This window comes from Shigella sp. FC1567, assembly GCF_001743015.1.
GTDB classification, from domain to species: Bacteria; Pseudomonadota; Gammaproteobacteria; order Enterobacterales; family Enterobacteriaceae; genus Escherichia; species Escherichia coli.
Map to the genome: position 1 here is coordinate 1 of NZ_MIIV01000421.1, position 25,578 is coordinate 25,578.

At 49.7% G+C, this 25,578-nt stretch carries 44 protein-coding genes and 2 pseudogenes; 8 read left to right on the top strand and 38 right to left on the bottom strand.

Annotated elements, in window-relative coordinates:
* The first annotated feature begins 449 nt into the window (after positions 1 to 449).
* Positions 450 to 1,004, top strand: coding sequence for a gamma carbonic anhydrase family protein (locus tag BHE85_RS18935; protein WP_001286227.1), 555 nt, complete (start codon positions 450 to 452; stop codon positions 1,002 to 1,004).
* Here BHE85_RS18935 and BHE85_RS18940 read toward each other — a convergent pair.
* Genes BHE85_RS18940 through dprA form a run of 6 tightly spaced genes read right to left on the bottom strand, consistent with a single transcriptional unit; the run spans position 980 to position 4,774 of the window.
* A complete protein-coding gene (locus BHE85_RS18940) occupies positions 980 to 1,237 on the bottom strand; it encodes a DUF1488 family protein (protein WP_001070563.1) in 258 nt (85 codons plus the stop codon). The two genes, BHE85_RS18935 and BHE85_RS18940, sit on opposite strands and share 25 nt — an antisense overlap.
* The gene (aroE, locus tag BHE85_RS18945) at positions 1,234 to 2,052 is read right to left on the bottom strand and encodes a shikimate dehydrogenase (protein WP_000451236.1); all 819 of its coding nucleotides are present in this window, start codon (positions 2,050 to 2,052) and stop codon (positions 1,234 to 1,236) included. The genes BHE85_RS18940 and aroE overlap by 4 nt, the downstream gene beginning before the upstream one ends.
* 4 nt (positions 2,053 to 2,056) lie before the next feature.
* Positions 2,057 to 2,629, bottom strand: a complete 573-nt coding sequence (gene tsaC / locus BHE85_RS18950; protein ID WP_004986893.1) for an L-threonylcarbamoyladenylate synthase type 1 TsaC — start codon at positions 2,627 to 2,629, stop codon at positions 2,057 to 2,059.
* A gap of 4 nt (positions 2,630 to 2,633) precedes the next feature.
* Positions 2,634 to 3,176, bottom strand: a complete 543-nt coding sequence (locus BHE85_RS18955) for a DNA topoisomerase family protein (protein ID WP_001129723.1) — start codon at positions 3,174 to 3,176, stop codon at positions 2,634 to 2,636.
* Between the two features lie 28 nt (positions 3,177 to 3,204).
* The gene (gene smg, locus BHE85_RS18960) at positions 3,205 to 3,678 is read right to left on the bottom strand and encodes a DUF494 family protein Smg (protein ID WP_000460675.1); all 474 of its coding nucleotides are present in this window, start codon (positions 3,676 to 3,678) and stop codon (positions 3,205 to 3,207) included.
* A complete protein-coding gene (gene dprA / locus BHE85_RS18965) occupies positions 3,650 to 4,774 on the bottom strand; it encodes a DNA-protecting protein DprA (protein WP_000228506.1) in 1,125 nt (374 codons plus the stop codon). The genes smg and dprA overlap by 29 nt, the downstream gene beginning before the upstream one ends.
* Before the next feature lie 129 nt (positions 4,775 to 4,903).
* Between dprA and def the strand changes: the two genes are divergently transcribed.
* From def to mscL, 5 genes are all read left to right on the top strand, one after another.
* Entirely contained in the window at positions 4,904 to 5,413 is a 510-nt protein-coding gene (gene def / locus BHE85_RS18970; RefSeq protein ID WP_000114984.1) for a peptide deformylase, read from the top strand.
* Positions 5,414 to 5,427: 14 nt separating this feature from the next.
* Positions 5,428 to 6,375 (top strand): methionyl-tRNA formyltransferase, encoded by a 948-nt coding sequence (gene fmt / locus BHE85_RS18975; protein ID WP_000004462.1) that lies wholly within the window; start codon positions 5,428 to 5,430, stop codon positions 6,373 to 6,375.
* A 45-nt stretch (positions 6,376 to 6,420) separates the two neighbouring features.
* Entirely contained in the window at positions 6,421 to 7,710 is a 1,290-nt protein-coding gene (gene rsmB, locus BHE85_RS18980) for a 16S rRNA (cytosine(967)-C(5))-methyltransferase RsmB (RefSeq protein WP_000744784.1), read from the top strand.
* 21 nt (positions 7,711 to 7,731) lie between these two features.
* Positions 7,732 to 9,108, top strand: coding sequence for a Trk system potassium transporter TrkA (trkA, locus tag BHE85_RS18985; RefSeq protein ID WP_000691382.1), 1,377 nt, complete (start codon positions 7,732 to 7,734; stop codon positions 9,106 to 9,108).
* A gap of 129 nt (positions 9,109 to 9,237) precedes the next feature.
* Positions 9,238 to 9,648, top strand: coding sequence for a large-conductance mechanosensitive channel protein MscL (gene mscL, locus BHE85_RS18990; RefSeq protein WP_000022439.1), 411 nt, complete (start codon positions 9,238 to 9,240; stop codon positions 9,646 to 9,648).
* Here the strand turns inward: mscL and arfA are convergent.
* The 31 genes and pseudogenes from arfA to rpsJ all read right to left on the bottom strand — a co-directional run bounded on the left by arfA (position 9,645) and on the right by rpsJ (position 24,482).
* Positions 9,645 to 9,863, bottom strand: coding sequence for an alternative ribosome-rescue factor ArfA (gene arfA / locus BHE85_RS18995; RefSeq protein ID WP_000092709.1), 219 nt, complete (start codon positions 9,861 to 9,863; stop codon positions 9,645 to 9,647). The genes mscL and arfA overlap by 4 nt on opposite strands.
* Before the next feature lie 55 nt (positions 9,864 to 9,918).
* Positions 9,919 to 10,344, bottom strand: a complete 426-nt coding sequence (zntR, locus tag BHE85_RS19000) for a Zn(2+)-responsive transcriptional regulator (protein ID WP_000285607.1) — start codon at positions 10,342 to 10,344, stop codon at positions 9,919 to 9,921.
* Positions 10,345 to 10,354: 10 nt separating this feature from the next.
* A complete protein-coding gene (locus tag BHE85_RS19005; protein ID WP_000266491.1) occupies positions 10,355 to 10,723 on the bottom strand; it encodes a DnaJ family domain-containing protein in 369 nt (122 codons plus the stop codon).
* 106 nt (positions 10,724 to 10,829) lie between these two features.
* Entirely contained in the window at positions 10,830 to 11,213 is a 384-nt protein-coding gene (gene rplQ / locus BHE85_RS19010) for a 50S ribosomal protein L17 (RefSeq protein ID WP_001216368.1), read from the bottom strand.
* Between the two features lie 40 nt (positions 11,214 to 11,253).
* Positions 11,254 to 12,243 carry a DNA-directed RNA polymerase subunit alpha gene (locus BHE85_RS19015; protein ID WP_001162094.1) on the bottom strand — a complete coding sequence of 330 codons (990 nt, stop codon included), beginning with the start codon at positions 12,241 to 12,243 and terminating at the stop codon, positions 11,254 to 11,256.
* 25 nt (positions 12,244 to 12,268) lie between these two features.
* Complete coding sequence (gene rpsD / locus BHE85_RS19020; protein ID WP_000135224.1) at positions 12,269 to 12,889, bottom strand: 30S ribosomal protein S4; 621 nt, start codon at positions 12,887 to 12,889, stop codon at positions 12,269 to 12,271.
* Between the two features lie 33 nt (positions 12,890 to 12,922).
* Positions 12,923 to 13,312, bottom strand: coding sequence for a 30S ribosomal protein S11 (gene rpsK / locus BHE85_RS19025; RefSeq protein WP_001029684.1), 390 nt, complete (start codon positions 13,310 to 13,312; stop codon positions 12,923 to 12,925).
* 16 nt (positions 13,313 to 13,328) lie between these two features.
* Positions 13,329 to 13,685, bottom strand: coding sequence for a 30S ribosomal protein S13 (gene rpsM / locus BHE85_RS19030; RefSeq protein ID WP_000090775.1), 357 nt, complete (start codon positions 13,683 to 13,685; stop codon positions 13,329 to 13,331).
* Positions 13,686 to 13,831: 146 nt separating this feature from the next.
* Positions 13,832 to 13,948 carry a 50S ribosomal protein L36 gene (gene rpmJ, locus BHE85_RS19035; protein ID WP_000868187.1) on the bottom strand — a complete coding sequence of 39 codons (117 nt, stop codon included), beginning with the start codon at positions 13,946 to 13,948 and terminating at the stop codon, positions 13,832 to 13,834.
* A 31-nt stretch (positions 13,949 to 13,979) separates the two neighbouring features.
* Positions 13,980 to 15,311 (bottom strand): preprotein translocase subunit SecY, encoded by a 1,332-nt coding sequence (gene secY / locus BHE85_RS19040; RefSeq protein ID WP_001118861.1) that lies wholly within the window; start codon positions 15,309 to 15,311, stop codon positions 13,980 to 13,982.
* A 7-nt stretch (positions 15,312 to 15,318) separates the two neighbouring features.
* Positions 15,319 to 15,753, bottom strand: a complete 435-nt coding sequence (gene rplO, locus BHE85_RS19045; protein ID WP_001238917.1) for a 50S ribosomal protein L15 — start codon at positions 15,751 to 15,753, stop codon at positions 15,319 to 15,321.
* Positions 15,754 to 15,756: 3 nt separating this feature from the next.
* On the bottom strand, positions 15,757 to 15,936 hold the full coding sequence (gene rpmD, locus BHE85_RS19050; protein WP_001140433.1) for a 50S ribosomal protein L30: 180 nt from the start codon (positions 15,934 to 15,936) through the stop codon (positions 15,757 to 15,759).
* A 3-nt stretch (positions 15,937 to 15,939) separates the two neighbouring features.
* Positions 15,940 to 16,443 (bottom strand): 30S ribosomal protein S5, encoded by a 504-nt coding sequence (gene rpsE, locus BHE85_RS19055; RefSeq protein WP_000940121.1) that lies wholly within the window; start codon positions 16,441 to 16,443, stop codon positions 15,940 to 15,942.
* A 14-nt stretch (positions 16,444 to 16,457) separates the two neighbouring features.
* Positions 16,458 to 16,811, bottom strand: coding sequence for a 50S ribosomal protein L18 (rplR, locus tag BHE85_RS19060; RefSeq protein ID WP_000358960.1), 354 nt, complete (start codon positions 16,809 to 16,811; stop codon positions 16,458 to 16,460).
* Between the two features lie 9 nt (positions 16,812 to 16,820).
* Entirely contained in the window at positions 16,821 to 17,354 is a 534-nt protein-coding gene (gene rplF, locus BHE85_RS19065) for a 50S ribosomal protein L6 (RefSeq protein WP_000091944.1), read from the bottom strand.
* 12 nt (positions 17,355 to 17,366) lie between these two features.
* The gene (gene rpsH / locus BHE85_RS19070) at positions 17,367 to 17,759 is read right to left on the bottom strand and encodes a 30S ribosomal protein S8 (protein WP_000062611.1); all 393 of its coding nucleotides are present in this window, start codon (positions 17,757 to 17,759) and stop codon (positions 17,367 to 17,369) included.
* Between the two features lie 33 nt (positions 17,760 to 17,792).
* On the bottom strand, positions 17,793 to 18,098 hold the full coding sequence (gene rpsN, locus BHE85_RS19075; RefSeq protein ID WP_001118930.1) for a 30S ribosomal protein S14: 306 nt from the start codon (positions 18,096 to 18,098) through the stop codon (positions 17,793 to 17,795).
* Between the two features lie 14 nt (positions 18,099 to 18,112).
* Positions 18,113 to 18,652, bottom strand: a complete 540-nt coding sequence (gene rplE, locus BHE85_RS19080) for a 50S ribosomal protein L5 (protein ID WP_001096200.1) — start codon at positions 18,650 to 18,652, stop codon at positions 18,113 to 18,115.
* A gap of 14 nt (positions 18,653 to 18,666) precedes the next feature.
* Positions 18,667 to 18,980, bottom strand: a pseudogene (rplX, locus tag BHE85_RS19085) (50S ribosomal protein L24).
* Between the two features lie 10 nt (positions 18,981 to 18,990).
* Positions 18,991 to 19,362: a 50S ribosomal protein L14 gene (gene rplN / locus BHE85_RS19090; RefSeq protein WP_000613955.1), complete on the bottom strand. Its 372-nt coding sequence runs from the start codon at positions 19,360 to 19,362 to the stop codon at positions 18,991 to 18,993.
* Between the two features lie 163 nt (positions 19,363 to 19,525).
* Positions 19,526 to 19,780, bottom strand: a complete 255-nt coding sequence (rpsQ, locus tag BHE85_RS19095) for a 30S ribosomal protein S17 (protein WP_000130100.1) — start codon at positions 19,778 to 19,780, stop codon at positions 19,526 to 19,528.
* Complete coding sequence (gene rpmC, locus BHE85_RS19100) at positions 19,780 to 19,971, bottom strand: 50S ribosomal protein L29 (RefSeq protein WP_000644741.1); 192 nt, start codon at positions 19,969 to 19,971, stop codon at positions 19,780 to 19,782. The genes rpsQ and rpmC overlap by 1 nt, the downstream gene beginning before the upstream one ends.
* Positions 19,971 to 20,381, bottom strand: coding sequence for a 50S ribosomal protein L16 (gene rplP, locus BHE85_RS19105; RefSeq protein WP_000941212.1), 411 nt, complete (start codon positions 20,379 to 20,381; stop codon positions 19,971 to 19,973). Before rplP ends, rpmC begins: the two co-directional genes overlap by 1 nt.
* A 12-nt stretch (positions 20,382 to 20,393) precedes the next feature.
* Positions 20,394 to 21,095 (bottom strand): 30S ribosomal protein S3, encoded by a 702-nt coding sequence (gene rpsC, locus BHE85_RS19110; RefSeq protein WP_000529945.1) that lies wholly within the window; start codon positions 21,093 to 21,095, stop codon positions 20,394 to 20,396.
* Positions 21,096 to 21,112: 17 nt separating this feature from the next.
* Positions 21,113 to 21,445, bottom strand: a complete 333-nt coding sequence (gene rplV / locus BHE85_RS19115) for a 50S ribosomal protein L22 (RefSeq protein WP_000447529.1) — start codon at positions 21,443 to 21,445, stop codon at positions 21,113 to 21,115.
* 14 nt (positions 21,446 to 21,459) lie between these two features.
* Positions 21,460 to 21,738, bottom strand: a complete 279-nt coding sequence (gene rpsS, locus BHE85_RS19120) for a 30S ribosomal protein S19 (protein ID WP_001138117.1) — start codon at positions 21,736 to 21,738, stop codon at positions 21,460 to 21,462.
* 16 nt (positions 21,739 to 21,754) lie between these two features.
* On the bottom strand, positions 21,755 to 22,576 hold the full coding sequence (rplB, locus tag BHE85_RS19125; RefSeq protein ID WP_000301864.1) for a 50S ribosomal protein L2: 822 nt from the start codon (positions 22,574 to 22,576) through the stop codon (positions 21,755 to 21,757).
* Positions 22,577 to 22,593: 17 nt separating this feature from the next.
* Complete coding sequence (rplW, locus tag BHE85_RS19130) at positions 22,594 to 22,896, bottom strand: 50S ribosomal protein L23 (RefSeq protein WP_000617544.1); 303 nt, start codon at positions 22,894 to 22,896, stop codon at positions 22,594 to 22,596.
* Positions 22,893 to 23,498, bottom strand: coding sequence for a 50S ribosomal protein L4 (gene rplD / locus BHE85_RS19135; RefSeq protein WP_000424395.1), 606 nt, complete (start codon positions 23,496 to 23,498; stop codon positions 22,893 to 22,895). The genes rplW and rplD overlap by 4 nt, the downstream gene beginning before the upstream one ends.
* Positions 23,499 to 23,508: 10 nt before the next feature.
* The gene (rplC, locus tag BHE85_RS19140; RefSeq protein ID WP_000579833.1) at positions 23,509 to 24,138 is read right to left on the bottom strand and encodes a 50S ribosomal protein L3; all 630 of its coding nucleotides are present in this window, start codon (positions 24,136 to 24,138) and stop codon (positions 23,509 to 23,511) included.
* Between the two features lie 32 nt (positions 24,139 to 24,170).
* Positions 24,171 to 24,482 carry a 30S ribosomal protein S10 gene (gene rpsJ / locus BHE85_RS19145; RefSeq protein WP_001181004.1) on the bottom strand — a complete coding sequence of 104 codons (312 nt, stop codon included), beginning with the start codon at positions 24,480 to 24,482 and terminating at the stop codon, positions 24,171 to 24,173.
* A gap of 378 nt (positions 24,483 to 24,860) precedes the next feature.
* Between rpsJ and BHE85_RS19155 the strand changes: the two genes are divergently transcribed.
* Together BHE85_RS19155 and BHE85_RS27755 are read left to right on the top strand one after the other, a co-directional pair.
* Positions 24,861 to 25,271: a prepilin peptidase gene (locus tag BHE85_RS19155; protein ID WP_000381750.1), complete on the top strand. Its 411-nt coding sequence runs from the start codon at positions 24,861 to 24,863 to the stop codon at positions 25,269 to 25,271.
* A gap of 63 nt (positions 25,272 to 25,334) precedes the next feature.
* Positions 25,335 to 25,493, top strand: a pseudogene (locus tag BHE85_RS27755) (IS4 family transposase); the annotation flags it as partial.
* Here the strand turns inward: BHE85_RS27755 and BHE85_RS19160 are convergent.
* On the bottom strand, positions 25,439 to 25,578 hold a 140-nt coding region (locus BHE85_RS19160), incomplete at its 5' end, for an integrase core domain-containing protein (protein ID WP_139062283.1). The pseudogene BHE85_RS27755 and the gene BHE85_RS19160 overlap by 55 nt on opposite strands.

Genomic DNA, 25,578 nt, shown 5'->3' on the forward strand with positions numbered 1-25,578 from the left:
AAACTTCGTAATGAATTACGTGCTCACTCTTGAGACTTGGTATTCATTTTTCGTCTTGCGACGTTAAGAATCCGTATCTTCGAGTGCCCACACAGATTGTCTGATAAATTGTTAAAGAGCAGTTGCGACGCGGCTTTCAGCTCACTGTCGCGAGGTGGCGTATATTACGCTTTCCTCTTTCAGAGTCAACCCTGAATTTCAGGATTTTTTCTCTTCGTTGTTCCGACCATCCTGTGAAGTGTTTCACGTTGTCGTTTTAACGGAGGCGCATTATAGGGATCCCAATATTTTGCACAAGTATTTTTTTGATCTTTTTTTCTGTTTGTTGTTTTTTCACCCTTTTTGCTGCAATCGCACACAAAACGGTGCTTTTTTGCATACTAAAAGACTTGCACAAGGCCAATAATGCCCCCAAAGTCATTAGTAAATCATTTATTGCTGAGGTAAGTATGTCTGATGTTTTACGCCCATACCGCGATCTTTTTCCACAAATCGGTCAGCGCGTAATGATCGACGATAGCAGTGTCGTGATTGGTGGCGTTCGTCTGGCTGATGATGTGGGGATCTGGCCGCTCGTTGTGATTCGTGGAGATGTACATTATGTACAGATCGGAGCACGCACCAATATCCAGGATGGCAGTATGTTGCATGTCACTCATAAATCCTCGTACAACCCAGATGGCAACCCATTAACCATTGGCGAAGATGTCACTGTTGGTCACAAGGTGATGCTCCACGGCTGCACCATTGGCAATCGAGTTTTGGTTGGGATGGGCTCAATTTTACTTGATGGCGCAATAGTAGAAGATGATGTGATGATTGGTGCGGGTAGTCTGGTCCCACAAAATAAACGGCTGGAGAGCGGATATCTGTATCTCGGTAGCCCCGTCAAACAGATCCGCCCGTTAAGTGATGAAGAGAAGGCTGGGTTACGCTATTCCGCGAATAATTACGTGAAATGGAAGGACGAATATCTGGATCAGGGTAACCAGACCCAGCCTTGATCATCTTCACTTTGTTCCTGAATTAAGTTTTCCGCTTCTTCTTCCAGGTCCCAGCGATGCTGACGAAAACTCGCTAACCACTGTTCTGGCGTATCTCCAGTAAAGCGATACGCCAGACTCTCGCCAGAGATCGCGCATGTCAGTTGCATACCATTCACGAGAGCGGGAAAACATACACATTTTTTATTCTCGTCCCACTCTTCCCTGTCCGGAAACTGGATGGCCTGATTCACGCGGACAATTCCTCCTGCAATTGCTTTATAACTGGTTCTACGTCAGGCAGAACACCGTGCCAGAGAAGAAAGGCATGAGCCGCCTGTGCCACCAGCATTCCTAAACCATCAGCATTACGCTTTGAGCCTCGCTGCTCACACCATGCCAGAAAAGGAGTTTTTCCTTTCTGATAGAACATGTCATAGCAATAAATGCCTAGATGAATGAGCGATGACGGGATCGCCGGAATATCACCACTGATGCCACTGGATGTTGCATTAATAATGAGATCAAACTCATGACCTTCCAGTTCGTCCATACCCAACGCCTGAATACTGCCAGTGTGCGCAAACAATTTAGCCAACTCTTCCGCACGGGATACCGTCCGATTAGTGATTGTCACCGCACAGTCCAGGGAAAGGAGTGGTAGTAGTACGCCGCGAGATGCTCCACCAGCGCCGATAAGCAGAATACGTAAACCCGGACGGATAAAAGACAGACGTTCCAGATCGCTTAACAAACCTATACCATCGGTATTGTCACCCTGCAAGCGTCCATCTTCTAACCGCTTGAGGGTATTAACAGCACCAGCCAACGCTGCCCGTTCAGTAAGCTCATCCGCTCTGGCAAAAGCCTCTTCTTTAAAAGGTACCGTCACATTCGCACCTTTACCACCAGCACTAAAGAAAGCGTTCAGTGTGTTGATGAAATCATTGATGGGTGCCAACACGCGCCCATAGGGATGTTCAATATTCAGTTGCTGAGCAAATTGCTGATGAATGAATGGCGATTTGCTGTGGGCTATCGGATTACCAAAAACAGCATAGGTTTCCATTATGTTACCCCTGTCGAAACAGTTCACCCGTCAGGGCATCGCGGATTTCTGAAGGATTTAAACGCCCCCCCGTTTCACCAAGCACAACCGGGAACGCCGCGCCAAATTGTGCGCGAACTTCGTCTACTGTTCGACAAGGTGGCAATCCACTCAAGTTGGCACTGGTAGAAACCAGCGGTTTACCATAAGCCTGGCACAAAGCAACCACCAACGGATGGTCGGTGACTCGTACAGCAAGCGAATCAAAGCGGCCCGTCAACCAGCGCGGTGTTGTCGCAGGCGCGGGAAAGACAAAGGTGACAGGACCTGGCCAGCGGGAAAAAATGGTTTCACGCTGCGCATCAGTCAGCATGGTGTCATCAATATAGGGTTTAAGCTGCTCGTAATTTGCCGCGATTAAAATCAGCCCCTTATCAACCGGACGCTGTTTTAACTCCAACAGTCTCATCACTGCTGTTTCGCTATCAGGATCGCACCCAACACCGAAAACGGCTTCCGTTGGATAGGCGATGACACGTTCTTCATTGAGGACATCTATCGCAGCTGCGATAGCGTCTCCTTGCAGGTTATTATTCACGTTATTATTCCGCCGAAACCGGCTTTCCACATTGTTTACTGGCACAAAAGTGTTTTACACCCTGCGCGGTTTTCTTTTCGATGAGTAGTGGATAATGACACTCAGGGCATTCTCCAGCTATGGGTTTGAAGTTAATGGCAAATTGACACTCCGGGTAGCGATCACAGGAGTGAAATGTTTTGCCATAACGGGAGCGGCGCTGGACCAGATGGCCCGTCCGACATTGGGGGCATGTAATTGCTGTTTCGTCCGGTTTATCGATAAGTTCGGTATGTTCGCATTCAGGGTAGTTACTGCAACCAATAAACATACCAAAGCGTCCCTGGCGTAATACCAGATTTGCGCCACATGCAGGGCAAACCTGCCCCTCCAGAACTTTGACAATATGTCCATCCGCTGAAGATTTCAGAGGACGGACGTAGTCACACGCCGGATACTGTGAGCATCCAAGAAACGGACCGTGTTTCCCGGATCGAATAACCAGTTCAGCCCCGCACTTTGGGCAGGACTCATTATTACGCACCGTGAACAGTGCTGATTTCGCCATAACAACTTATGCTGAATTAAAGAAATGATTAATGCAGCATACCTTCATTCACTTCAAAGAGTAATTCTTCCATTTGCTGGTACGCATTTTCGCAGCCCGGAATATTGAACAACACCATCAGGATTACCCATTTCAGGTCTTCCAGGTCGAACTCTGCGGTATCCAGCGCGAGCACTCGCTCTATCACCATTTCACGGATTTCAAGGTTAAGCACCTGAATTTGCTCAAGGAAAAGCAGAAAACCACGACAGCTGGCATCCAGTCTTTCACACTCCTCAGGGGTATAAATACGCATGGAGAGTGGATCAGAGGCCAGTTGCATCGGTTCTGTCAGTCCTTCCTGATAATCCGCAAGCTTTTCCAGCCAAAGCAGGGCATTGTAGATATCTTCTCGATCAAATCCTGCGTCGGTAAGATCCTGTTCAAGTTTGTCTTGATCCACACGCAACTCAGCTTCTGTGTGAATATAGGTTTCAAACAAATACATTAGTACGTCGAACATGGCATGCCCTCCTCAATCGGACATAGCCGCCGGGTACAGCTGCGATCCATCCTGCTAACTCCAGTTCGAGTAGTTGAGTAACTACCTCTGGCACAGGTTGGCCGGCACGTTCAGCGACGACGTCAACAGGTGTTACCTCATCTCCTACGTTAGCCAGGAGCTCAGGAAATGGCAATGCCACGTCTTGCTGATCTGGTGAATAAAATGAATTTTCAGGGGCGTCTGGCAACCAGTGCAATCCAAATTGCAAGTTTTCCAGAATTTCTTCCGGTTCCGTCACAAGAATCGCACCTTGTTTTATTAACCAGTGAGGCCCTTCGCTTCCCGGATTCCCTATTGGTCCTGGCAAGGCAAAAACTTCACGCCCCTGCTCAAGCGCACAACGTGCTGTCACCAACGAACCACTGCGCAAAGCCGCTTCCACCACCAGTACACCTTTACTTAGACCACTGATAATGCGATTTCTTCGTGGGAAATTGTAAGCAAGGGGTGAAACATCGAGGGGAAATTCCGAGACAAGTGCCCCACCATGTTCAAGCAAACTGGTAGCCAGTCGGGCATGGCGGCGCGGATGAATGGTATTAAGTCCGTTCCCCAATACAGCAATGCTGACGCCATTTACCTGTAAGGCCGCTTTATGCGCCACACCATCGATTCCACGCGCCAGTCCACTCGTAATTGTCACTCCACGCGTGGCCAGAGTTTCGCAAAATAATCGTCCCCATCGCTCGCCATACCATGAATGCGCCCGACTCCCCACTACGGCAAGCTGAAATGAATGCAGCGCGTACAGTTCTCCTTCAACAAACAGTGCGCCGGGGTAATCTGTCGTCGCCAGAAGTTGAGGAGGATAAAATTCGCTGTCCGCAGGGATTAAATGATGGTTGGGTTGCTCCAACCAACAAAGTGAGCTTTCGATACTCTTTCGCGGAAATGAAAGAAAGCGTTGTGCCTGCCGCAATGTAAGCCCTGTTTGCTGCAATACAACCGCATCAATATGCGACTGTTTTGCCAGCCAGTGAGCTATACGGACCATATCATCGCCGTACAAGCTGCTGATGCTCATTAAACGCAGCCAAATATCTGTATCGACCATCCTTATCTCCCTGCCATAAGCAGCCTTAGCAATCTTTGCGATTGGTCAGTGATGCTGTCAATCAGAGGGGGATTTGTCTAGAATAGAAGAAATAATCTTTCTAACTCCTGAACACATCTCTGGAGATTTATGTCAGTTTTGCAAGTGTTACATATTCCGGACGAGCGGCTTCGCAAAGTTGCTAAACCGGTAGAAGAAGTGAATGCAGAAATTCAGCGTATCGTCGATGATATGTTCGAGACGATGTACGCAGAAGAAGGTATTGGCCTGGCGGCAACCCAGGTTGATATCCATCAACGTATCATTGTTATTGATGTTTCGGAAAACCGTGACGAACGGCTGGTGTTAATCAATCCGGAGCTTTTAGAAAAAAGCGGCGAAACAGGCATTGAAGAAGGTTGCCTGTCGATCCCTGAACAACGTGCTTTAGTGCCACGCGCAGAGAAAGTTAAAATTCGCGCCCTGGACCGCGACGGTAAACCATTTGAATTGGAAGCAGACGGTCTGTTAGCCATCTGTATTCAGCATGAGATGGATCACCTGGTCGGCAAACTGTTTATGGATTATCTGTCACCGTTGAAACAACAACGTATTCGTCAGAAAGTTGAAAAACTGGATCGTCTGAAAGCCCGGGCTTAAGGATAAGAACTAACGTGTCAGAATCACTACGTATTATTTTTGCGGGTACACCTGACTTTGCAGCGCGTCATCTCGACGCGCTGTTGTCTTCTGGTCATAACGTCGTTGGCGTGTTCACCCAGCCAGACCGACCGGCAGGACGCGGTAAAAAACTGATGCCCAGCCCGGTTAAAGTTCTGGCTGAGGAAAAAGGTCTGCCCGTTTTTCAACCTGTTTCCCTGCGTCCACAAGAAAACCAGCAACTGGTCGCCGATCTGCAGGCTGATGTTATGGTCGTCGTCGCCTATGGCTTAATTCTGCCTAAAGCAGTGCTGGAGATGCCGCGTCTTGGCTGTATCAACGTTCATGGTTCACTGCTGCCACGCTGGCGCGGTGCTGCACCAATCCAACGCTCACTATGGGCGGGTGATGCAGAAACTGGTGTGACCATTATGCAAATGGATGTCGGTTTAGACACCGGTGACATGCTCTATAAGCTCTCCTGCCCGATTACTGCAGAAGATACCAGTGGTACGCTGTACGACAAGCTGGCAGAGCTTGGCCCACAAGGGCTTATCACCACGTTGAAACAACTGGCAGACGGCACGGCGAAACCAGAAGTTCAGGACGAAACTCTTGTCACTTACGCCGAAAAGTTGAGTAAAGAAGAAGCGCGTATTGACTGGTCACTTTCGGCAGCACAGCTTGAACGCTACATTCGCGCTTTCAATCCATGGCCAATGAGCTGGCTGGAAATTGAAAGACAGCCGGTTAAAGTCTGGAAAGCGTCGGTCATTGATACGGCAACCAACGCTGCACCAGGAACGATCCTTGAAGCCAACAAACAAGGCATTCAGGTTGCAACTGGTGATGGAATCCTGAATCTGCTCTCGTTACAACCTGCGGGTAAGAAAGCGATGAGCGCGCAAGACCTCCTGAATTCTCGTCGGGAATGGTTTGTTCCGGGCAACCGTCTGGCCTGATAGTCCACTCTTCTAAGCCCGGTCTTACCGGGCATTTTTATACTTATGAAAAAACAACGTAATTTACGTAGCATGGCGGCCCAGGCCGTTGAACAAGTCGTCGAGCAAGGGCAATCATTAAGCAACATTCTGCCACCGCTCCAGCAAAAAGTTTCTGATAAAGACAAAGCACTTCTTCAAGAGTTGTGCTTTGGCGTACTGCGTACGCTTTCGCAGTTAGACTGGCTGATTAATAAGTTAATGGCCCGTCCGATGACCGGCAAACAGCGCACTGTGCATTACCTGATTATGGTTGGTTTGTATCAACTGCTTTATACCCGCATTCCACCTCATGCTGCGCTGGCTGAAACGGTTGAAGGCGCTATCGCAATTAAGCGTCCGCAACTTAAAGGGTTGATTAACGGTGTATTACGCCAGTTCCAGCGTCAGCAAGAAGAGTTATTAGCCAAGTTTAATGCCAGTGATGCACGTTATCTGCATCCTTCCTGGTTGCTGAAGCGTCTGCAAAAAGCGTATCCAGAGCAGTGGCAATCCATCGTCGAAGCCAATAACCAGCGTCCGCCAATGTGGCTGCGCGTTAATCGTACGCATCATTCCCGCGACAGCTGGCTTGCATTGCTGGATGAAGCAGGAATGAAAGGTTTCCCGCATGCGGATTACCCTGATGCTGTACGTCTGGAAACACCTGCACCTGTTCATGCGCTACCTGGTTTTGAAGACGGATGGGTTACCGTTCAGGATGCATCAGCACAAGGTTGCATGACCTGGCTTGCGCCACAAAACGGTGAACACATTCTGGATCTTTGTGCCGCCCCCGGCGGTAAAACAACGCATATCCTTGAGGTGGCACCAGAAGCGCAGGTTGTTGCGGTTGATATTGACGAACAGCGCCTCTCTCGCGTTTACGACAATTTAAAACGCCTTGGTATGAAGGCAACCGTGAAACAAGGTGATGGCCGTTACCCTTCCCAATGGTGTGGCGAGCAACAGTTTGATCGCATTTTATTAGATGCGCCTTGTTCAGCAACGGGGGTGATTCGTCGCCATCCGGATATTAAATGGTTACGTCGCGATCGCGATATCCCGGAACTCGCGCAATTGCAGTCTGAAATTCTCGACGCCATTTGGCCGCATTTAAAATCCGGTGGAACCCTGGTCTATGCCACCTGTTCGGTGTTACCGGAAGAGAATAGCCTGCAGATTAAAGCTTTTTTGCAACGTACCGCTGATGCCGAACTTTGCGAAACAGGAACACCAGAGCAACCGGGTAAACAAAATCTGCCTGGTGCCGAAGAGGGCGACGGCTTCTTTTACGCTAAGCTAATCAAAAAGTGATGAGATAACGGGTCGAGACTGATGAAAATTATCATTCTGGGTGCCGGCCAGGTTGGCGGCACACTGGCGGAAAACCTGGTTGGCGAGAACAACGATATTACTGTTGTCGATACCAACGGTGAGCGTCTGCGGACCTTGCAGGATAAATTTGACCTGCGAGTCGTGCAGGGGCATGGCTCTCATCCACGCGTATTGCGGGAGGCAGGTGCCGACGACGCCGATATGCTGGTTGCTGTAACCAGTTCAGATGAAACCAATATGGTTGCCTGCCAGGTAGCCTACTCACTTTTCAACACCCCTAATCGCATCGCTCGCATCCGCTCACCAGACTACGTACGCGATGCCGATAAGCTATTTCATTCAGATGCTGTACCGATTGATCATCTGATCGCACCAGAGCAGTTGGTTATCGATAATATTTACCGACTGATTGAGTATCCAGGCGCATTGCAGGTGGTGAACTTCGCTGAGGGTAAAGTCAGCCTCGCTGTAGTTAAAGCCTATTATGGCGGCCCGCTGATTGGTAATGCACTTTCGACCATGCGCGAACATATGCCACATATCGATACTCGTGTGGCAGCAATTTTCCGCCACGATCGCCCCATTCGTCCACAAGGTTCGACCATTGTTGAAGCTGGTGATGAAGTGTTCTTTATTGCCGCTTCACAGCATATCCGCGCGGTGATGAGTGAATTACAGCGACTGGAAAAACCGTATAAGCGGATCATGCTGGTTGGTGGCGGTAATATCGGTGCAGGGCTGGCGCGTCGTCTGGAAAAAGATTACAGCGTTAAACTCATCGAACGTAATCAGCAGCGCGCTGCCGAACTGGCGGAAAAGTTGCAGAATACGATCGTCTTTTTTGGTGATGCGTCGGATCAAGAACTGCTGGCCGAAGAACATATCGATCAAGTTGATCTGTTTATTGCCGTCACCAACGATGACGAGGCCAATATCATGTCCGCCATGCTTGCCAAACGTATGGGTGCGAAAAAGGTGATGGTATTGATCCAGCGTCGCGCTTATGTGGATCTGGTTCAGGGGAGCGTGATCGATATTGCAATTTCACCACAACAAGCAACTATTTCTGCGTTGCTTAGCCATGTGCGAAAAGCAGATATTGTTGGTGTTTCCTCATTGCGCCGCGGCGTAGCAGAAGCTATTGAAGCCGTTGCTCACGGTGATGAAAGCACCTCACGCGTTGTCGGCAGAGTCATTGACGAAATCAAGCTACCGCCAGGAACGATTATTGGAGCGGTGGTACGTGGAAACGACGTGATGATTGCCAATGACAATCTGCGCATTGAGCAAGGCGATCACGTAATTATGTTCCTCACAGATAAAAAGTTTATTACCGACGTCGAAAGACTCTTCCAGCCAAGCCCTTTCTTCTTGTAATTAATAAGGCGTCTAATGACGCCTTATTATTTCCCTTTGATTATCAAGGATTAATTAAATTCATTCCTGGCAGGAAAATGGCTTAACATTTGTTAGACTTATGGTTGTCGGCTTCATAGGGAGAATAACATGAGCATTATTAAAGAATTTCGCGAATTTGCGATGCGCGGGAACGTGGTGGATTTGGCGGTGGGTGTCATTATCGGTGCGGCATTCGGGAAGATTGTATCTTCACTGGTTGCCGATATCATCATGCCACCTCTGGGCTTATTAATTGGCGGGATCGACTTTAAACAGTTTGCTGTCACGCTACGCGATGCGCAGGGGGATATCCCTGCTGTTGTGATGCATTACGGTGTCTTCATTCAAAACGTCTTTGATTTTCTGATTGTGGCCTTTGCCATCTTTATGGCGATTAAGCTAATCAACAAACTGAATCGGAAAAAAGAAGAACCAGCTGCCGCACCTGCACCAACTAAAGAAGAAGTATTACTGGCAGAAATTCGTGATTTGCTGAAAGAGCAGAATAACCGCTCTTAACAAGCGCCTGAAAGCAGAAGACCAGTGGTAAAAAAGTGATTTACTTTCTTGCCACTGGCCTCCCAGTTCCCCCGATTGCCATGTTTTCCTTTTCGCATGTAACTGCCTTTCCCCTTCTTATTTTTCTCTACGCGCTGTCGGAATAAGGGATCATGTAGTAATGCTTCTATCGCATTATCCCTTATCTGCCCTTTAGTATGCTGATATCGGCTCATAAAAACTCCAATTGGTTATTTTACGGCGCGAGTGTAATCCTGCCAGTGCAAAAAATCAACAGCCACTCTTAACGCCACTCGCCCCTTGTTCAAGAGCTTCAAGAATCGAACAATAAACACTGCTATGGGCGGTCCCACAACAGGCATCGTTAAGGCGTTGCAAGGAACGCTGCATACTCTGCAACTCGGCTATCCGTGCTTCGACTTCCTGCAATCTTTCCTGCACAATGCCTTTTGACTCCTGACAGGTATGGTGTTCAGGATCGATGCGGATCGACAGCAACTCGCGGATCGACTCCAGACTGAAACCTAGTTGTCTGGCATGGCGGATAAATTTCAATCGCTGGAGATCGCTTTCGGTATACAGGCGAAACCCGCCTTCAGTACGCACTTCATGCTCCATCATCTGCTGTTTTTCGTAATAACGAATCGTGTCAGGTGTTACTTCCGCCATTTTTGCCAGCTCACCAATGCGATACATACATACTCCACTAGTTATCGTTGATTTTGTCCAACAACTTGTCAGCATAATCGCCGCGTAAAAAATCGGTACTAAATCCAGCTTGTCGCAGCTTCAATTCCAGTAATGACAATCGACGGCTAACCTCTTGATATTGCGGATCATCGTGACGGATACCTCTCAGGATATCCAGAAGCTGAATTGCTTCCCTCCGCTGCTCAAGTTCTGGCGGTAAGCAACCAGCATTCTTCAGCAAGCGATACCCCGCACGTAATTCCGGTGGCACATGAGAATCATCATCCAGTATCAATGGTTCGCCGCTACCTGCCAGATTATCAAACTCACCTTTCGCTTGCGCTTCTGCTATATGACGCTCTGCCCACTGGTCAAGTAACCACATAAATACTCCAGGGGATGAACAAAAAGAGTACAGCTATTGTAGATAAGTGGGGATGCTACGGGTATAAAAAAACCCGCCGGGGCGGGTTTTTTTACGTTGCTTCAGATTACTCTGCAGCAGCTTCTGCTTTCTCTGAACGATCAACCAGCTCGATGTAAGCCATCGGCGCGTTGTCGCCTGCACGGAAGCCACACTTCAGAATACGAGTGTAACCACCGGCACGGCTCGCGAAACGCGGGCCCAGTTCGTTAAACAGTTTTGCCACGATCTCGTTATCACGAGTACGGGCGAATGCCAGACGACGATTAGCAACGCTATCAGTCTTGGCAAGAGTAATCAGCGGCTCAACTACGCGGCGCAGCTCTTTCGCTTTAGGCAGAGTCGTCTTGATGATTTCATGACGAACCAGTGAACCTGCCATATTGCGGAACATAGCCTGGCGATGGCTGCTGTTGCGGTTCAGTTGACGACCACTCTTACGATGGCGCATGACCTTATCCTTCTCAGTAAAACCTTAACCTGTGATCCGGTTACTCGTCAGCGATGCTTGCCGGTGGCCAGTTTTCCAGGCGCATGCCCAGAGACAGTCCACGGGAAGCCAGCACGTCTTTAATCTCAGTAAGAGATTTTTTACCAAGGTTAGGCGTTTTAAGGAGCTCAACCTCGGTACGTTGTACCAGATCACCGATATAGTGGATAGCTTCTGCTTTAAGGCAGTTAGCAGAGCGGACAGTCAATTCCAGATCGTCAACAGGGCGCAGCAGGATCGGATCGAACTCTGGTTTCTCTTCTTTCACTTCAGGCTGACGTACATCACGTAAGTCAACGAAAGCTTCCAGTTGTTCAGCCAGAATGGTTGCCGCACGACGAATCGCCTCTTCAGGATCGATTGTGCCGTTGGTTTCCATTTCGATGACCAGCTTGTCCAGGTCGGTACGCTGTTCTACACGCGCTGCTTCAACATTGTAGGCAATACGCTCCACAGGGCTGTAGCATGCGTCGACCAGCAGACGGCCGATTGGGCGCTCATCTTCTTCCGAATGAATTCGGGTAGAAGCCGGCACATAACCACGACCGCGCTGAACTTTGATACGCATGCTAATAGACGCGTTCTCATCGGTCAGGTGGCAGATCACGTGCTGCGGCTTGACGATTTCGACATCACCGTCGTGGGTGATATCGGCTGCAGTCACAGGGCCAATGCCAGATTTATTCAAGGTAAGAATAACTTCATCTTTGCCCTGAACTCTCACCGCCAGCCCTTTCAGGTTGAGCAGGATTTCCAGGATATCTTCCTGAACGCCTTCTTTGGTGCTGTACTCATGTAGTACACCATCAATCTCAACCTCGGTCACCGCGCAACCCGGCATCGATGAGAGCAGAATACGGCGCAGTGCGTTACCCAGAGTATGGCCAAAGCCACGCTCTAAAGGCTCAAGGGTCACCTTGGCGTGCGTCGAACTCACTTGCTCGATATCAACCAGGCGCGGTTTTAGAAACTCTGTCACAGAACCCTGCATTGTGTCCTCTCTTTGGTACTAAGCTTTACTTGGAGTAAAGCTCGACGATCAGGTGTTCGTTAATGTCCGCAGACAGATCAGAACGCTCCGGCTTACGCTTAAACGTACCTTCCATCTTGCCAGCATCAACTTCCAGCCAAGTTGGCTTTTCACGCTGCTCAGCCAGCTCCAGAGCGGCTTTCACGCGAGACTGCTTCTTCGCTTTCTCACGAATGCTTACAACGTCATTCGGACTAACCTGATAAGAAGCGATGTTAACAACACGACCGTTTACCATAATTGCTTTATGGCTAACCAGCTGACGTGCTTCTGCACGAGTGGCACCGAAGCCCATACGGTATACAACGTTGTCCAGACGACCTTCCAGCAGAGCCAACAGGTTTTCACCGGTGTTGCCTTTCAGACGTGCTGCTTCTTTGTAGTAGTTACGGAACTGACGCTCCAGCACACCATAGATACGGCGAACTTTTTGCTTTTCACGCAACTGCACACCATAGTCAGACAGACGCGGTTTACGCGCACCGTGCTGGCCAGGAGCTTGTTCAATTTTACACTTGGTATCGATCGCGCGAACGCCAGACTTAAGGAATAAGTCGGTGCCCTCACGACGGCTCAGCTTGAGCTTAGGACCCAAATATCTTGCCATTTTCTTTCTCCAACAAACCTGGAAAACGAGGCGTTATACGCGACGTTTTTTCGGCGGACGACAACCGTTATGAGGGATCGGAGTCACATCAGTAATGTTAGTGATGCGGAAACCTGCGGCGTTCAGAGCACGAATAGTAGATTCGCGGCCTGGACCCGGACCTTTAACCATAACTTCCAGATTCTTGATGCCGTATTCTTTCACGGCGTCAGCGCAACGCTCTGCTGCAACCTGAGCTGCAAACGGAGTGGATTTGCGAGAACCACGGAAACCGGAACCACCGGCTGTTGCCCAACCCAACGCGTTACCCTGACGATCAGTGATAGTCACGATGGTGTTGTTGAAAGAAGCATGGATATGAGCCACGCCGTCAGAGACTTGTTTTCTTACACGTTTACGTGCACGAATTGGTGCCTTTGCCATTATTCAATCACCCCGATTATTTCTTGATCGGTTTGCGCGGACCCTTACGGGTACGTGCGTTGGTCTTGGTACGCTGACCGCGAACCGGGAGACCACGACGATGACGCAAGCCGCGATAGCAACCAAGATCCATCAGGCGCTTGATGCTCATGCTGATTTCACGGCGCAGATCACCTTCAACGACAAATTTGGCAACTTCGTCACGCAGCGTATCGATTTGTCCTTCAGACAGCTCACTGATCTTAACATCTTCAGCGATACCCGCTGCAGCCAGGATGGCTTTAGAACGGGTCTTGCCGACGCCATAAATCGAAGTTAATGCGATTACGGCATGCTTATGATCAGGAATGTTAATGCCTGCTATACGGGCCACTATGCACTCCTACTATTTAATATGTACGTTCCATGCTGAAAAGCCCGTTTTCAGGATACTCAAATGGAAACGCACAGACATACAAAAGATTGGCTGGCTAATCTAGCCAGCTCAACCCAACTTTGCAAGAAAAATATGCGAAAAAATCAGCCTTGGCGCTGTTTATGCTTCGGCTCGGCACTGCAAATCACACGGATGACACCATCACGCTTAACGATTTTGCAGTTACGGCATAATTTCTTGACGGAAGCACGAACTTTCATTTTTACTCTCCGTAACTTCTCGGGCGACCAATTATCGGCCGTAGCCTTTCAGGTTCGCCTTCTTCAATGCAGACTCATACTGACTGGACATCATCAGAGTTTGCACTTGAGCCATAAAGTCCATAATCACGACAACAACGATAAGCAGTGAGGTCCCACCGAAGTAGAACGGTACTTTCATTGCATCACGCATGAACTCCGGGATCAGGCAGATAAAGGTAATATACAGCGCACCAACCAGGGTCAGGCGGGTCATTACTTTATCGATATACTTCGCCGTTTGCTCTCCCGGACGAATTCCTGGTACAAATGCACCGGACTTCTTCAGGTTATCTGCTGTTTCACGCGGGTTGAAAACCAACGCCGTGTAGAAGAAACAGAAGAAGATGATTGCAGACGCATAGAGTAACACATAAAGCGGTTGCCCAGGCTGCAAATACAGCGAAATTGTTGTCAGCCAGTTCCAACCAGTACCGCCCCCGAACCATGACGCGATGGTCGCCGGGAACAGAATAATACTGGAAGCGAAGATTGCCGGGATTACCCCCGCCATATTCACTTTCAGCGGTAAATGTGTGCTCTGTGCAGCATAGACACGACGACCTTGCTGACGTTTCGCGTAGTTTACCACAATGCGGCGTTGACCACGCTCAACAAATACAACAAAGAACGTCACTGCAAATACTAATACTGCAACCAACAGCAACACGAGGAAGTGCAGGTCGCCTTGACGCGCTTGCTCGATAGTATGGGCAATGGCTGGCGGGAGTCCCGCGACAATACCGGCGAAGATAATGATTGAAATACCGTTGCCGATACCTCGTTCAGTGATCTGTTCGCCCAACCACATCAGGAACATCGTTCCTGTGACCAGACTTACAACAGCGGTGAAGTAGAATGCAAAGCCCGGGTTAATCACCAGGCCTTGCATACCAGGCATATTCGGCAGACCGGTAGCAATACCGATCGACTGGAATATTGCCAGCACCAGAGTACCGTAGCGGGTGTACTGGCTGATCTTACGACGACCAGACTCCCCTTCTTTCTTAATTTCCGCCAACGTTGGGTGAACCACCGTCAGCAGCTGGATAATGATCGACGCCGAAATATACGGCATGATCCCCAGAGCAAAGATAGAAGCACGGCTGAGAGCACCACCAGAGAACATGTTAAACATCTCAATGATGGTGCCTCGCTGTTGCTCAAGCAGTTTGGCAAGTACAGCGGCATCAATACCAGGGATCGGAATAAAAGAGCCAATACGGAACACAATCAGCGCACCGATAACAAACAGCAGTCTGCGTTTCAGCTCGCCTAAGCCACCTTTGGCACTTTGAAAATCTAATCCCGGTTGTTTAGCCATCTGCTACTTATTCCTCGATTTTACCGCCAGCAGCTTCGATAGCAGCACGAGCGCCTTTAGTAACACGCAGGCCACGAACAGTTACCGGAGTCGTTACTTCGCCAGCCAGGATCACTTTCGCGAACTCGATCTGGATACCGATAATGTTAGCCGCTTTCAGCGTGTTCAGGTCTACAACACCGCCTTCTACTTTAGCCAGGTCAGACAGACGAACTTCGGCTGTAATCGCTGCTTTACGAGAAGTGAAGCCGAATTTCGGCAGACGACGGTACAGAGGCATCTGACCCCCCTCGAAACCGCGACGTACGCCACCGCCAGAACGAGACTTCTGACCTTTGTGACCACGACCACCGGTTTTACCGAGGCCAGAACCGATACCACGACCCAAGCGTTTACCCGCCTTTTTGGAGCCTTCGGCCGGAGACAGAGTATTTAAACGCATCTCTTACTCCTCAACTTTAACCATGAAGGAAACCGCGTTGATCATACCGCGAATAGCAGGAGTATCCTCGCGCTCTACGGTGTGACCAATACGACGCAGACCCAGGCCAAGCAGCGTTGCCTTGTGTTTCGGCAGACGACCGATTGCACTGCGGGTTTGAGTAATTTTAATAGTCTTTGCCATGGTTTATTTCCCCAGAATTTCTTCAACGGATTTACCACGCTTGGCAGCGACCATTTCTGGAGAATTCATATTTTCCAGGCCATCAATAGTTGCACGAACCACGTTGATCGGGTTGGTGGAACCATATGCTTTAGCCAGAACGTTATGAACCCCAGCGACTTCCAGAACGGCGCGCATTGCACCACCGGCGATGATACCGGTACCTTCGGAAGCCGGCTGCATGAATACGCGAGAACCCGTGTGAACACCTTTAACAGGGTGTTGCAGAGTGCCGTTATTCAGCGCGACGTTAATCATATTGCGACGGGCTTTTTCCATCGCTTTCTGGATCGCTGCTGGAACTTCACGCGCTTTACCGTAACCAAAACCAACGCGACCGTTACCATCGCCAACTACAGTCAGAGCTGTGAAGGAGAAAATACGACCACCTTTAACGGTTTTAGATACGCGGTTTACCGCGATCAGCTTTTCCTGCAGTTCGCCAGCTTGTTTTTCGATGTGAGCCATCTTACACCTCTACCTTAGAACTGAAGGCCAGCTTCACGGGCAGCATCTGCCAGTGCCTGGACACGACCATGATATTGGAACCCGGAACGGTCAAAGGATACATCTTTGATGCCTTTTTCCAGAGCGCGTTCAGCGACAGCTTTACCCACAGCTGCAGCCGCGTCTTTGTTACCGGTGTACTTCAGTTGTTCAGCGATAGCTTTTTCTACAGTAGAAGCAGCTACCAGAACTTCAGAACCGTTCGGTGCAATTACCTGTGCGTAAATGTGACGCGGGGTACGATGTACCACCAGGCGAGTTGCGCCCAGCTCCTGGAGCTTGCGGCGTGCGCGGGTCGCACGACGGATACGAGCAGATTTCTTATCCATAGTGTTACCTTACTTCTTCTTAGCCTCTTTGATACGCACGACTTCGTCGGCGTAACGAACACCCTTGCCTTTATAAGGCTCAGGACGACGGTAGGCGCGCAGATCCGCTGCAACCTGGCCGATCACCTGCTTATCAGCGCCTTTCAGCACGATTTCAGTCTGAGTCGGACATTCAGCAGTGATACCCGCAGGCAGCTGATGGTCAACAGGATGAGAGAAACCCAGAGACAGGTTAATCACATTACCTTTAACCGCTGCACGGTAACCTACACCAACCAGCTGCAGCTTCTTAGTGAAGCCTTCGGTAACACCGATAACCATTGAGTTCAGCAGGGCACGCGCGGTACCAGCCTGTGCCCAACCGTCTGCGTAACCATCACGCGGACCGAAGGTCAGGGTATTATCTGCATGTTTAACTTCAACAGCATCGTTGAGAGTACGAGTCAGCTCGCCGTTTTTACCTTTGATCGTAATAACCTGACCGTTGATTTTTACGTCAACGCCGGCAGGAACAACGACCGGTGCTTTAGCAACACGAGACATTTTTTCCTCCGATTAGGCTACGTAGCAGATAATTTCGCCACCAAGACCAGCCTGGCGCGCTGCACGATCAGTCATAACACCTTTAGAGGTAGAAACAACTGCGATACCCAGACCCGCCATAACTTTCGGCAGCTCATCTTTACGTTTATAGATGCGCAGACCTGGGCGGCTGACACGCTGAATGCTTTCTACAACAGCTTTGCCCTGGAAATACTTCAGAGTAAGTTCCAGTTCAGGCTTGGTGTCGCCTTCAACTTTAAAATCTTCAATAAAACCTTCTTCCTTCAGCACGTTGGCGATTGCCACTTTCAGCTTGGAGGAAGGCATGGTGACCGCAGCTTTGTTCGCGGCCTGACCGTTACGGATACGGGTCAGCATATCCGCGATCGGATCTTGCATGCTCATCTGTCTTTACTCCCGTGATTCAATTGGTGACAATTACCAGCTAGCCTTTTTCAGACCCGGGATTTCACCGCGCATAGCGGCTTCACGGACCTTAATACGGCTCAACCCGAACTTCCGCAGGAAACCATGCGGACGACCTGTTTGACGGCAGCGGTTACGCTGACGAGACGGGCTGGAATCACGCGGCAGAGTCTGCAGCTTGAGAACAGCGTTCCAACGATCTTCGTCGGAAGCGTTCACATCAGAGATGATCGCTTTCAGTTCAGCGCGTTTCGCGAAGTATTTATCAGCTAAAGCTACGCGTTTTACTTCGCGTGCTTTCATTGATTGCTTAGCCATTTAGTAACCCTACCTTACTTGCGGAACGGGAAGTCAAAGGCAGCCAGCAGAGCGCGGCCTTCTTCGTCAGATTTCGCAGTAGTGGTAATGGTAATATCCAAACCACGAACGCGGTCGACTTTATCGTAGTCGATTTCTGGGAAGATGATCTGCTCACGGACACCCATGCTGTAGTTACCACGACCGTCGAAAGACTTAGCGGACAGGCCACGGAAGTCACGGATACGAGGTACAGCAATAGTGATCAGGCGCTCAAAGAACTCCCACATGCGTTCGCCACGCAGAGTTACTTTACAGCCGATCGGATAGCCCTGACGGATTTTGAAGCCTGCAACAGATTTGCGTGCTTTGGTGATCAGCGGTTTTTGACCGGAGATTGCTGCCAGGTCTGCTGCTGCGTTATCCAGCAGTTTTTTGTCAGCGATCGCTTCACCAACACCCATGTTCAGGGTGATCTTCTCGACCCGAGGGACTTGCATGACAGAATTGTAGTTAAACTCAGTCATGAGTTTTTTAACTACTTCGTCTTTGTAGTAATCATGCAGTTTCGCCATCGTACTACTCCAAATTACTTGATAGTTTCGCTGTTAGACTTGAAGAAACGGACTTTTTTGCCGTCTTCGAATCTAAAGCCTACACGGTCAGCCTTGCCGGTTGCCGCATTGAAGATTGCTACGTTGGAAACCTGAATAGCGGCTTCTTTTTCAACGATGCCACCCGGTTGGTTCAGGGCCGGAACGGCTTCTGATGTTTCTTAACCAGGTTGATACCTTCAACAATGACCTTGCCGGAAGACAGGACATTCTTAACTTTACCGCGTTTACCTTTATCTTTACCGGTTAACACGATAACTTCGTCATCACGACGGATTTTCGCTGCCATGATTCGCTCCTTAGAGTACTTCTGGTGCCAGAGAGATAATTTTCATGAACTTCTCACTACGAAGCTCACGAGTTACCGGCCCAAAAATACGCGTACCGATAGGCTGCTCGCTGTTGTTGTTCAGAAGAACACAAGCATTACCATCGAAGCGAATGACAGAACCGTCCGGGCGACGAACACCCTTCTTGGTGCGCACCACTACCGCCTTCAGCACATCACCTTTTTTGACCTTACCACGCGGAATTGCTTCTTTGATGGTGATCTTGATGATGTCGCCTACGCCTGCGTAGCGACGGTGCGAGCCACCCAGAACCTTGATACACATTACGCGACGTGCACCGGAGTTGTCGGCGACGTTCAGCATAGTCTGTTCTTGGATCATTTTAGTGCTCCGCTAATGTCAACTACTACTGAGACCCGAAAATCAGGTCGTTAAAAATCCCCATATCGAGGGCGCGGCATTATAACACCGCTTCAAGGATATGGGTAGAAAAAATAAACGGCTCATTTCTGAGCGTTTATTCGTATCGAGAGAGTGTACTGTATTACAGAACCGCTTTCTCTACAACGCGAACCAGCGTCCAGGATTTAGTCTTGGACAGCGGACGGCATTCGCGGATTTCAACCACGTCACCGATACCGCATTCGTTGTTCTCGTCATGTACGTGCAGTTTGGTCGTACGCTTGATGAATTTACCGTAGATCGGGTGTTTCACAAAACGTTCGATAGCAACAACAATGGATTTCTCCATTTTGTCGCTAACAACGCGACCTTGCAGAGTACGGATTTTATCGGTCATTACGCACCAGCCTTCTCGTTCAGTAAAGTCTTAACGCGTGCGACATCGCGACGCACTTGCTTCAACAGGTGAGACTGTTGCAGCTGGCCACTTGCAGCCTGCATACGCAGGTTGAACTGCTCACGCAGCAGGTTCAGCAGCTCGGTGTTCAGCTCTTCAACGCTCTTCTCACGCAGCTCTTTTGCTTTCATTACATCACCGTCTTAGTTACAAAGGTGGTTTTAATCGGCAGTTTCGCTGCTGCCAGCTTGAATGCTTCACGGGCCAGCTCTTCCGGAACACCGTCCATTTCATACAGGACTTTACCCGGCTGAATCAAGGCAACCCAATACTCCACGTTACCTTTACCTTTACCCATACGCACTGCCAGCGGCTTTTCAGTGATCGGTTTGTCCGGGAACACACGGATCCAGATCTTACCTTGACGCTTAACTGCACGGGTCATAGCACGACGTGCTGCTTCGATCTGACGGGCAGTCAGACGACCACGGCCAACAGCTTTCAGACCGAAGCTGCCGAAGCTAACATCCGTACCCTGCGCCAGACCGCGGTTACGGCCTTTGTGCATTTTACGGAATTTTGTACGCTTTGGTTGTAACATCAGCGACGCTCCTTATTTACGGCCTTTACGCTGCTGCTTTTTAGGCTGAGCAGCCGGTTTTTCCGGTTGTTCAACAGCAGCCATACCACCCAGGATCTCGCCTTTGAAGATCCACACTTTAACGCCGATTACACCGTAAGTGGTGTGCGCTTCAGAGGTGTTGTAGTCGATGTCAGCACGCAGAGTGTGCAGCGGTACGCGACCTTCGCGGTACCATTCGGTACGTGCGATTTCCGCGCCGCCCAGACGGCCGCTAACTTCAACTTTAATACCTTTAGCGCCCAGACGCATTGCGTTCTGTACAGCACGCTTCATAGCACGACGGAACATAACGCGACGTTCCAGCTGAGAAGTGATGCTGTCAGCAACCAGTTTTGCGTCCAGTTCAGGCTTACGAACTTCGGCGATGTTGATCTGTGCAGGAACGCCAGCGATGTCCGCTACGACCTTACGCAGTTTTTCTACGTCTTCACCTTTTTTACCGATAACGATACCCGGGCGAGCAGTGTGAATGGTTACACGGATGCTCTTAGCCGGACGCTCGATAACGATACGAGATACGGACGCTTTAGCCAGTTCCTTAGTCAGGTACTGACGTACTTTAAAATCGCTGTCCAGGTTGTCAGCGAATTCTTTGGTGTTCGCAAACCAGGTAGAGTTCCATGGTTTTACAATACCCAGGCGAATACCATTAGGATGTACTTTCTGACCCATTGCTAGTCTCCAGAGTCTCAGCGATCGGACACAACCACAGTGATGTGGCTGGTGCGCTTCAGGATGCGATCTGCACGACCTTTTGCACGCGGCATAATGCGCTTCATGCTCGGGCCTTCGTCTACGAAAATTTTCGTAACTTTCAGATCGTCAATGTCAGCGCCATCGTTGTGTTCAGCGTTAGCAATGGCAGATTCCAGAACTTTCTTGACCAGTACAGCCGCTTTCTTGTTGGTGTAGGTCAAAATATCCAGAGCCTGCGACACTTTCTTACCGCGAATCAGGTCAGCAACAAGGCGAACCTTCTGAGCAGAAGAACGAGCATGGCGATGTTTAGCGATAGTTTCCATCTCTTCCTCCTACCTTATTTCTTCTTCGCTTTTTTATCAGCAGCGTGGCCGCGATAAGTACGAGTCGGTGCGAATTCACCCAGTTTGTGACCGACCATTTCGTCGGTTACAAATACCGGAACGTGCTGACGACCATTATGGACAGCGATGGTCAAACCGATCATGTTAGGAAAGATCGTTGAACGACGGGACCAAGTGCGCAGGGGCTTCTTGTCTCCGCTTTCCACCGCTTTCTCTACCTTCTTCAGCAAGTGCAGGTCAATAAAAGGACCTTTCTTGAGAGAACGTGGCATGGCTTATCCTCTAAAATTATTTGCTACGGCGACGTACGATGAATTTATCAGTACGCTTGTTGCTGCGGGTCTTCTTACCTTTGGTCTGAACGCCCCACGGAGTTACCGGGTGCTTACCAAAGTTACGACCTTCACCACCACCATGTGGGTGGTCTACCGGGTTCATCGCGGTACCGCGAACGGTCGGACGAACACCACGCCAGCGTGCAGCACCTGCTTTACCCAGAACGCGCAGCATATGCTCAGCATTGCCAACTTCGCCCAGAGTTGCACGGCAGTCTGCTTCTACTTTACGCATTTCACCAGAACGCAGACGCAGGGTGACATAAGCACCATCACGAGCAACGATCTGAACGTAAGTACCAGCGGAACGTGCCAGCTGACCGCCTTTACCTGGTTTCATTTCTACGTTATGAACAGTAGAACCAACCGGGATGTTGCGCATCGGCAGGGTGTTACCTGGTTTGATTGCAGCATCAACGCCAGACTGAATCTGGTCGCCAGCTTTCAGGCCTTTAGGGGCCAGGATGTAACGGCGTTCACCGTCTTTGTACAGAACCAGCGCGATGTTCGCGGAACGGTTCGGATCGTACTCAAGACGTTCAACAACTGCCGGGATACCGTCTTTGTTGCGTTTGAAGTCAACAATACGGTAAGCCTGCTTGTGGCCACCACCGATATGACGAGTGGTGATACGGCCATTGTTGTTACGACCACCGGATTTGCTGTTTTTTTCCAGCAACGGAGCAAAAGGTTTGCCCTTGTGCAGCTCAGGGTTAACCACTTTAACTACGTGGCGACGACCCGGAGATGTCGGTTTACATTTAACAACTGCCATTGTATTACTCCTCCGACTTACTCAGCGCCGCCAACGAAGTCCAGATTCTGGCCTTCTTTCAGGGTGACGTAAGCTTTTTTCCAGTCGCTACGACGACCGATACGCTGTCCGTGACGTTTAACTTTCCCTTTAACTACCAGGGTGTTAACGACTTCGACTTCGACTTCAAACAGTTTCTGCACAGCAGCTTTGATTTCTGCTTTGGTCGCGTCTTTAGCAACTTTGAGTACGATGGTGTTGGATTTTTCCATCGCAGTAGACGCTTTTTCAGAAACGTGCGGTGCACGCAGCACCTTCAGCAGACGTTCTTCACGAATCATGCCAGCATCTCCTCAACTTGCTTAACAGCATCAGCAGTCATTACGACTTTGTCGAAGGCGATCAGGCTAACCGGGTCGATACCAGTTGCATCGCGTACGTCAACCTTGTGCAGGTTGCGCGCAGCCAGGAACAGGTTTTCGTCCAGCTCACCGGTGATGATCAGCACATCTTCCAGAGCCATGTCTTTCAGTTTCTGTGCCAGCAGCTTAGTTTTCGGCGCTTCTACAGAGAACTTCTCGACAACGATCAGACGATCCTGACGTACCAGTTCGGACAGGATGCTTTTCAGCGCGCCGCGGTACATCTTCTTGTTAACTTTTTGACTGTGGTCCTGCGGACGAGCAGCAAAGGTCACGCCACCAGAACGCCAGATCGGGCTCTTGATAGAACCAGAACGCGCACGGCCGGTGCCTTTCTGGCGCCACGGTTTTTTACCGGAACCAGTTACTTCAGCACGAGTCTTCTGAGCACGAGTACCCTGACGAGCACCAGCTGCATAAGCAACAACAACCTGGTGAACCAGCGCTTCGTTGAAATCACGACCGAAGGTAGTTTCGGAAACAGTCAGCGCGCTCTGCGCGTCTTTCAATACTAATTCCATTGCTATCTCCTTACGCCTTCACAGCTGGTTTAACGATCAGGTCGCTACCGGTTGCACCCGGGACAGCACCTTTAACCAGCAGCAGGTTGCGCTCAGCGTCAACGCGTACTACGTCAAGGCTCTGAACGGTTACACGTTCGTTACCCATCTGACCTGCCATTTTCTTGCCTTTGAACACTTTGCCCGGAGTCTGGTTCTGACCGATAGAACCCGGAACGCGGTGAGACAAGGAGTTACCGTGAGTAGCGTCCTGGGTACGGAAGTTCCAGCGCTTAACGGTACCTGCGAAACCTTTACCTTTAGAGGTGCCAGTTACGTCAACTTTTTTAACGTCAGCAAACAGTTCAACGCTAATGCTCTGACCTACAGTGAACTCTTCGCCTTCAGCCAGGCGGAATTCCCACAGACCACGGCCAGCTTCTACGCCAGCTTTAGCGAAGTGGCCAGCTTCAGGCTTGGTCACACGGTTAGCTTTTTTAGCACCGGTGGTCACCTGAATAGCACGGTAGCCATCGTTAGCCAGGTCTTTAACCTGAGTAACGCGGTTTGCTTCAACTTCGATTACGGTTACTGGGATAGAAACGCCGTCTTCTGTGAAGATACGGGTCATACCCACTTTTTTACCGACTAAACCAATCATTGTTTCAACCTCTCAATCGCTCAATGACCTGATTAACCCAGGCTGATCTGCACGTCTACACCGGCAGCCAGATCCAGACGCATCAGAGCATCAACGGTTTTCTCGGTTGGCTCAACGATGTCAACCAGACGCAAGTGAGTACGGATTTCGTACTGATCGCGCGCGTCTTTGTTGACGTGCGGGGAGATCAGAACAGTGAAGCGCTCTTTGCGTGTCGGCAGCGGGATCGGACCACGGACCTGCGCACCAGTGCGCTTGGCAGTCTCGACGATTTCCGCGGTTGCTTGATCGATCAGACGATGATCAAACGCTTTCAGGCGGATACGGATTCTTTGGTTCTGCATGAGACCAGAGCTCCAATTATTTTATAAACGAAAATGATTACTCCTCAGACCCATTACGATTGATGGGAGAGTGTAACCGTTCTTACGTAGCTCCCCGATTGGGAGCATTGTTAGGTAGCCAAATTCGGCTAACTGAGGTTCAGATTGAACCTGCTGTCAACTACGACAAGCCCGCGCATTATACGCAAATCTGAGCCTGACGCAAGCATCGGGTAGAAATTAATCGCAACGCGCAGATTGCGAGCTGCATTCCACGAAATTTGTAAGGTTGTGAAGATAGCGTTTTTCACCGGAATCAGGTTAACAAATCAGCGCTCTCTCTGTTGCTGAGCATCCGGAGTTATTCGATGGTGATACTCCAATTACAGAGGATGTTTTATGGACACTACCCTTCCCTTTCTGATTTTGTACGCTTGTTTATCAGCCCTACTTTTTTTCTGGGATGCAAAGCATGGCTTGTTACCTGACAGATTTACGTGCCCGTTACTCTGGTCAGGTCTTTTGTTCTATCAAGTTTGTCATCCTGATGGTTTAGCCGATGCGTTATGGGGGACAATTGTTGGTTACGGCACATTCGCTGTCATTTACTGGGGGTATCGCATACTGCGACATAAAGAAGGATTAGGCTATGGTGATGTGAAGTTTCTCGCCGCCCTTGGCGCCTGGCATTCATGGGCCTTCTTACCACGACTGGTTTTCCTTGCTGCCTCATTCGCTTGCGGAGCCGTAGTTATTGGTCTGCTCATGAGAGGAAAAGAATCATTAAAAAACCCGCTGCCTTTTGGGTAATGCCGATCAGTTAAGGATCAGTTGACCGATCCAGTGGCTGTGTAAGAATCCGGAAACGCTCACTTGTTTCCGGATTTTTTTATGCACATTGGACAGGCTCTTGATCTGGTATCCCGTTACGATTCTCTGCGTAACCCACTGACTTCTCTGGGGGATTGGATTTGCCCCTATATTTCCAGACATCTGTTATCACTTAACCCATTACAAGCCCGCTGCCGCAGATATTCCCGTGGCGAGCGATAACCCAGCGCACTATGCGGATGCCATTCGTTATAATGCTCGAACGCCTCTGCAAGGTTCTTTGCTG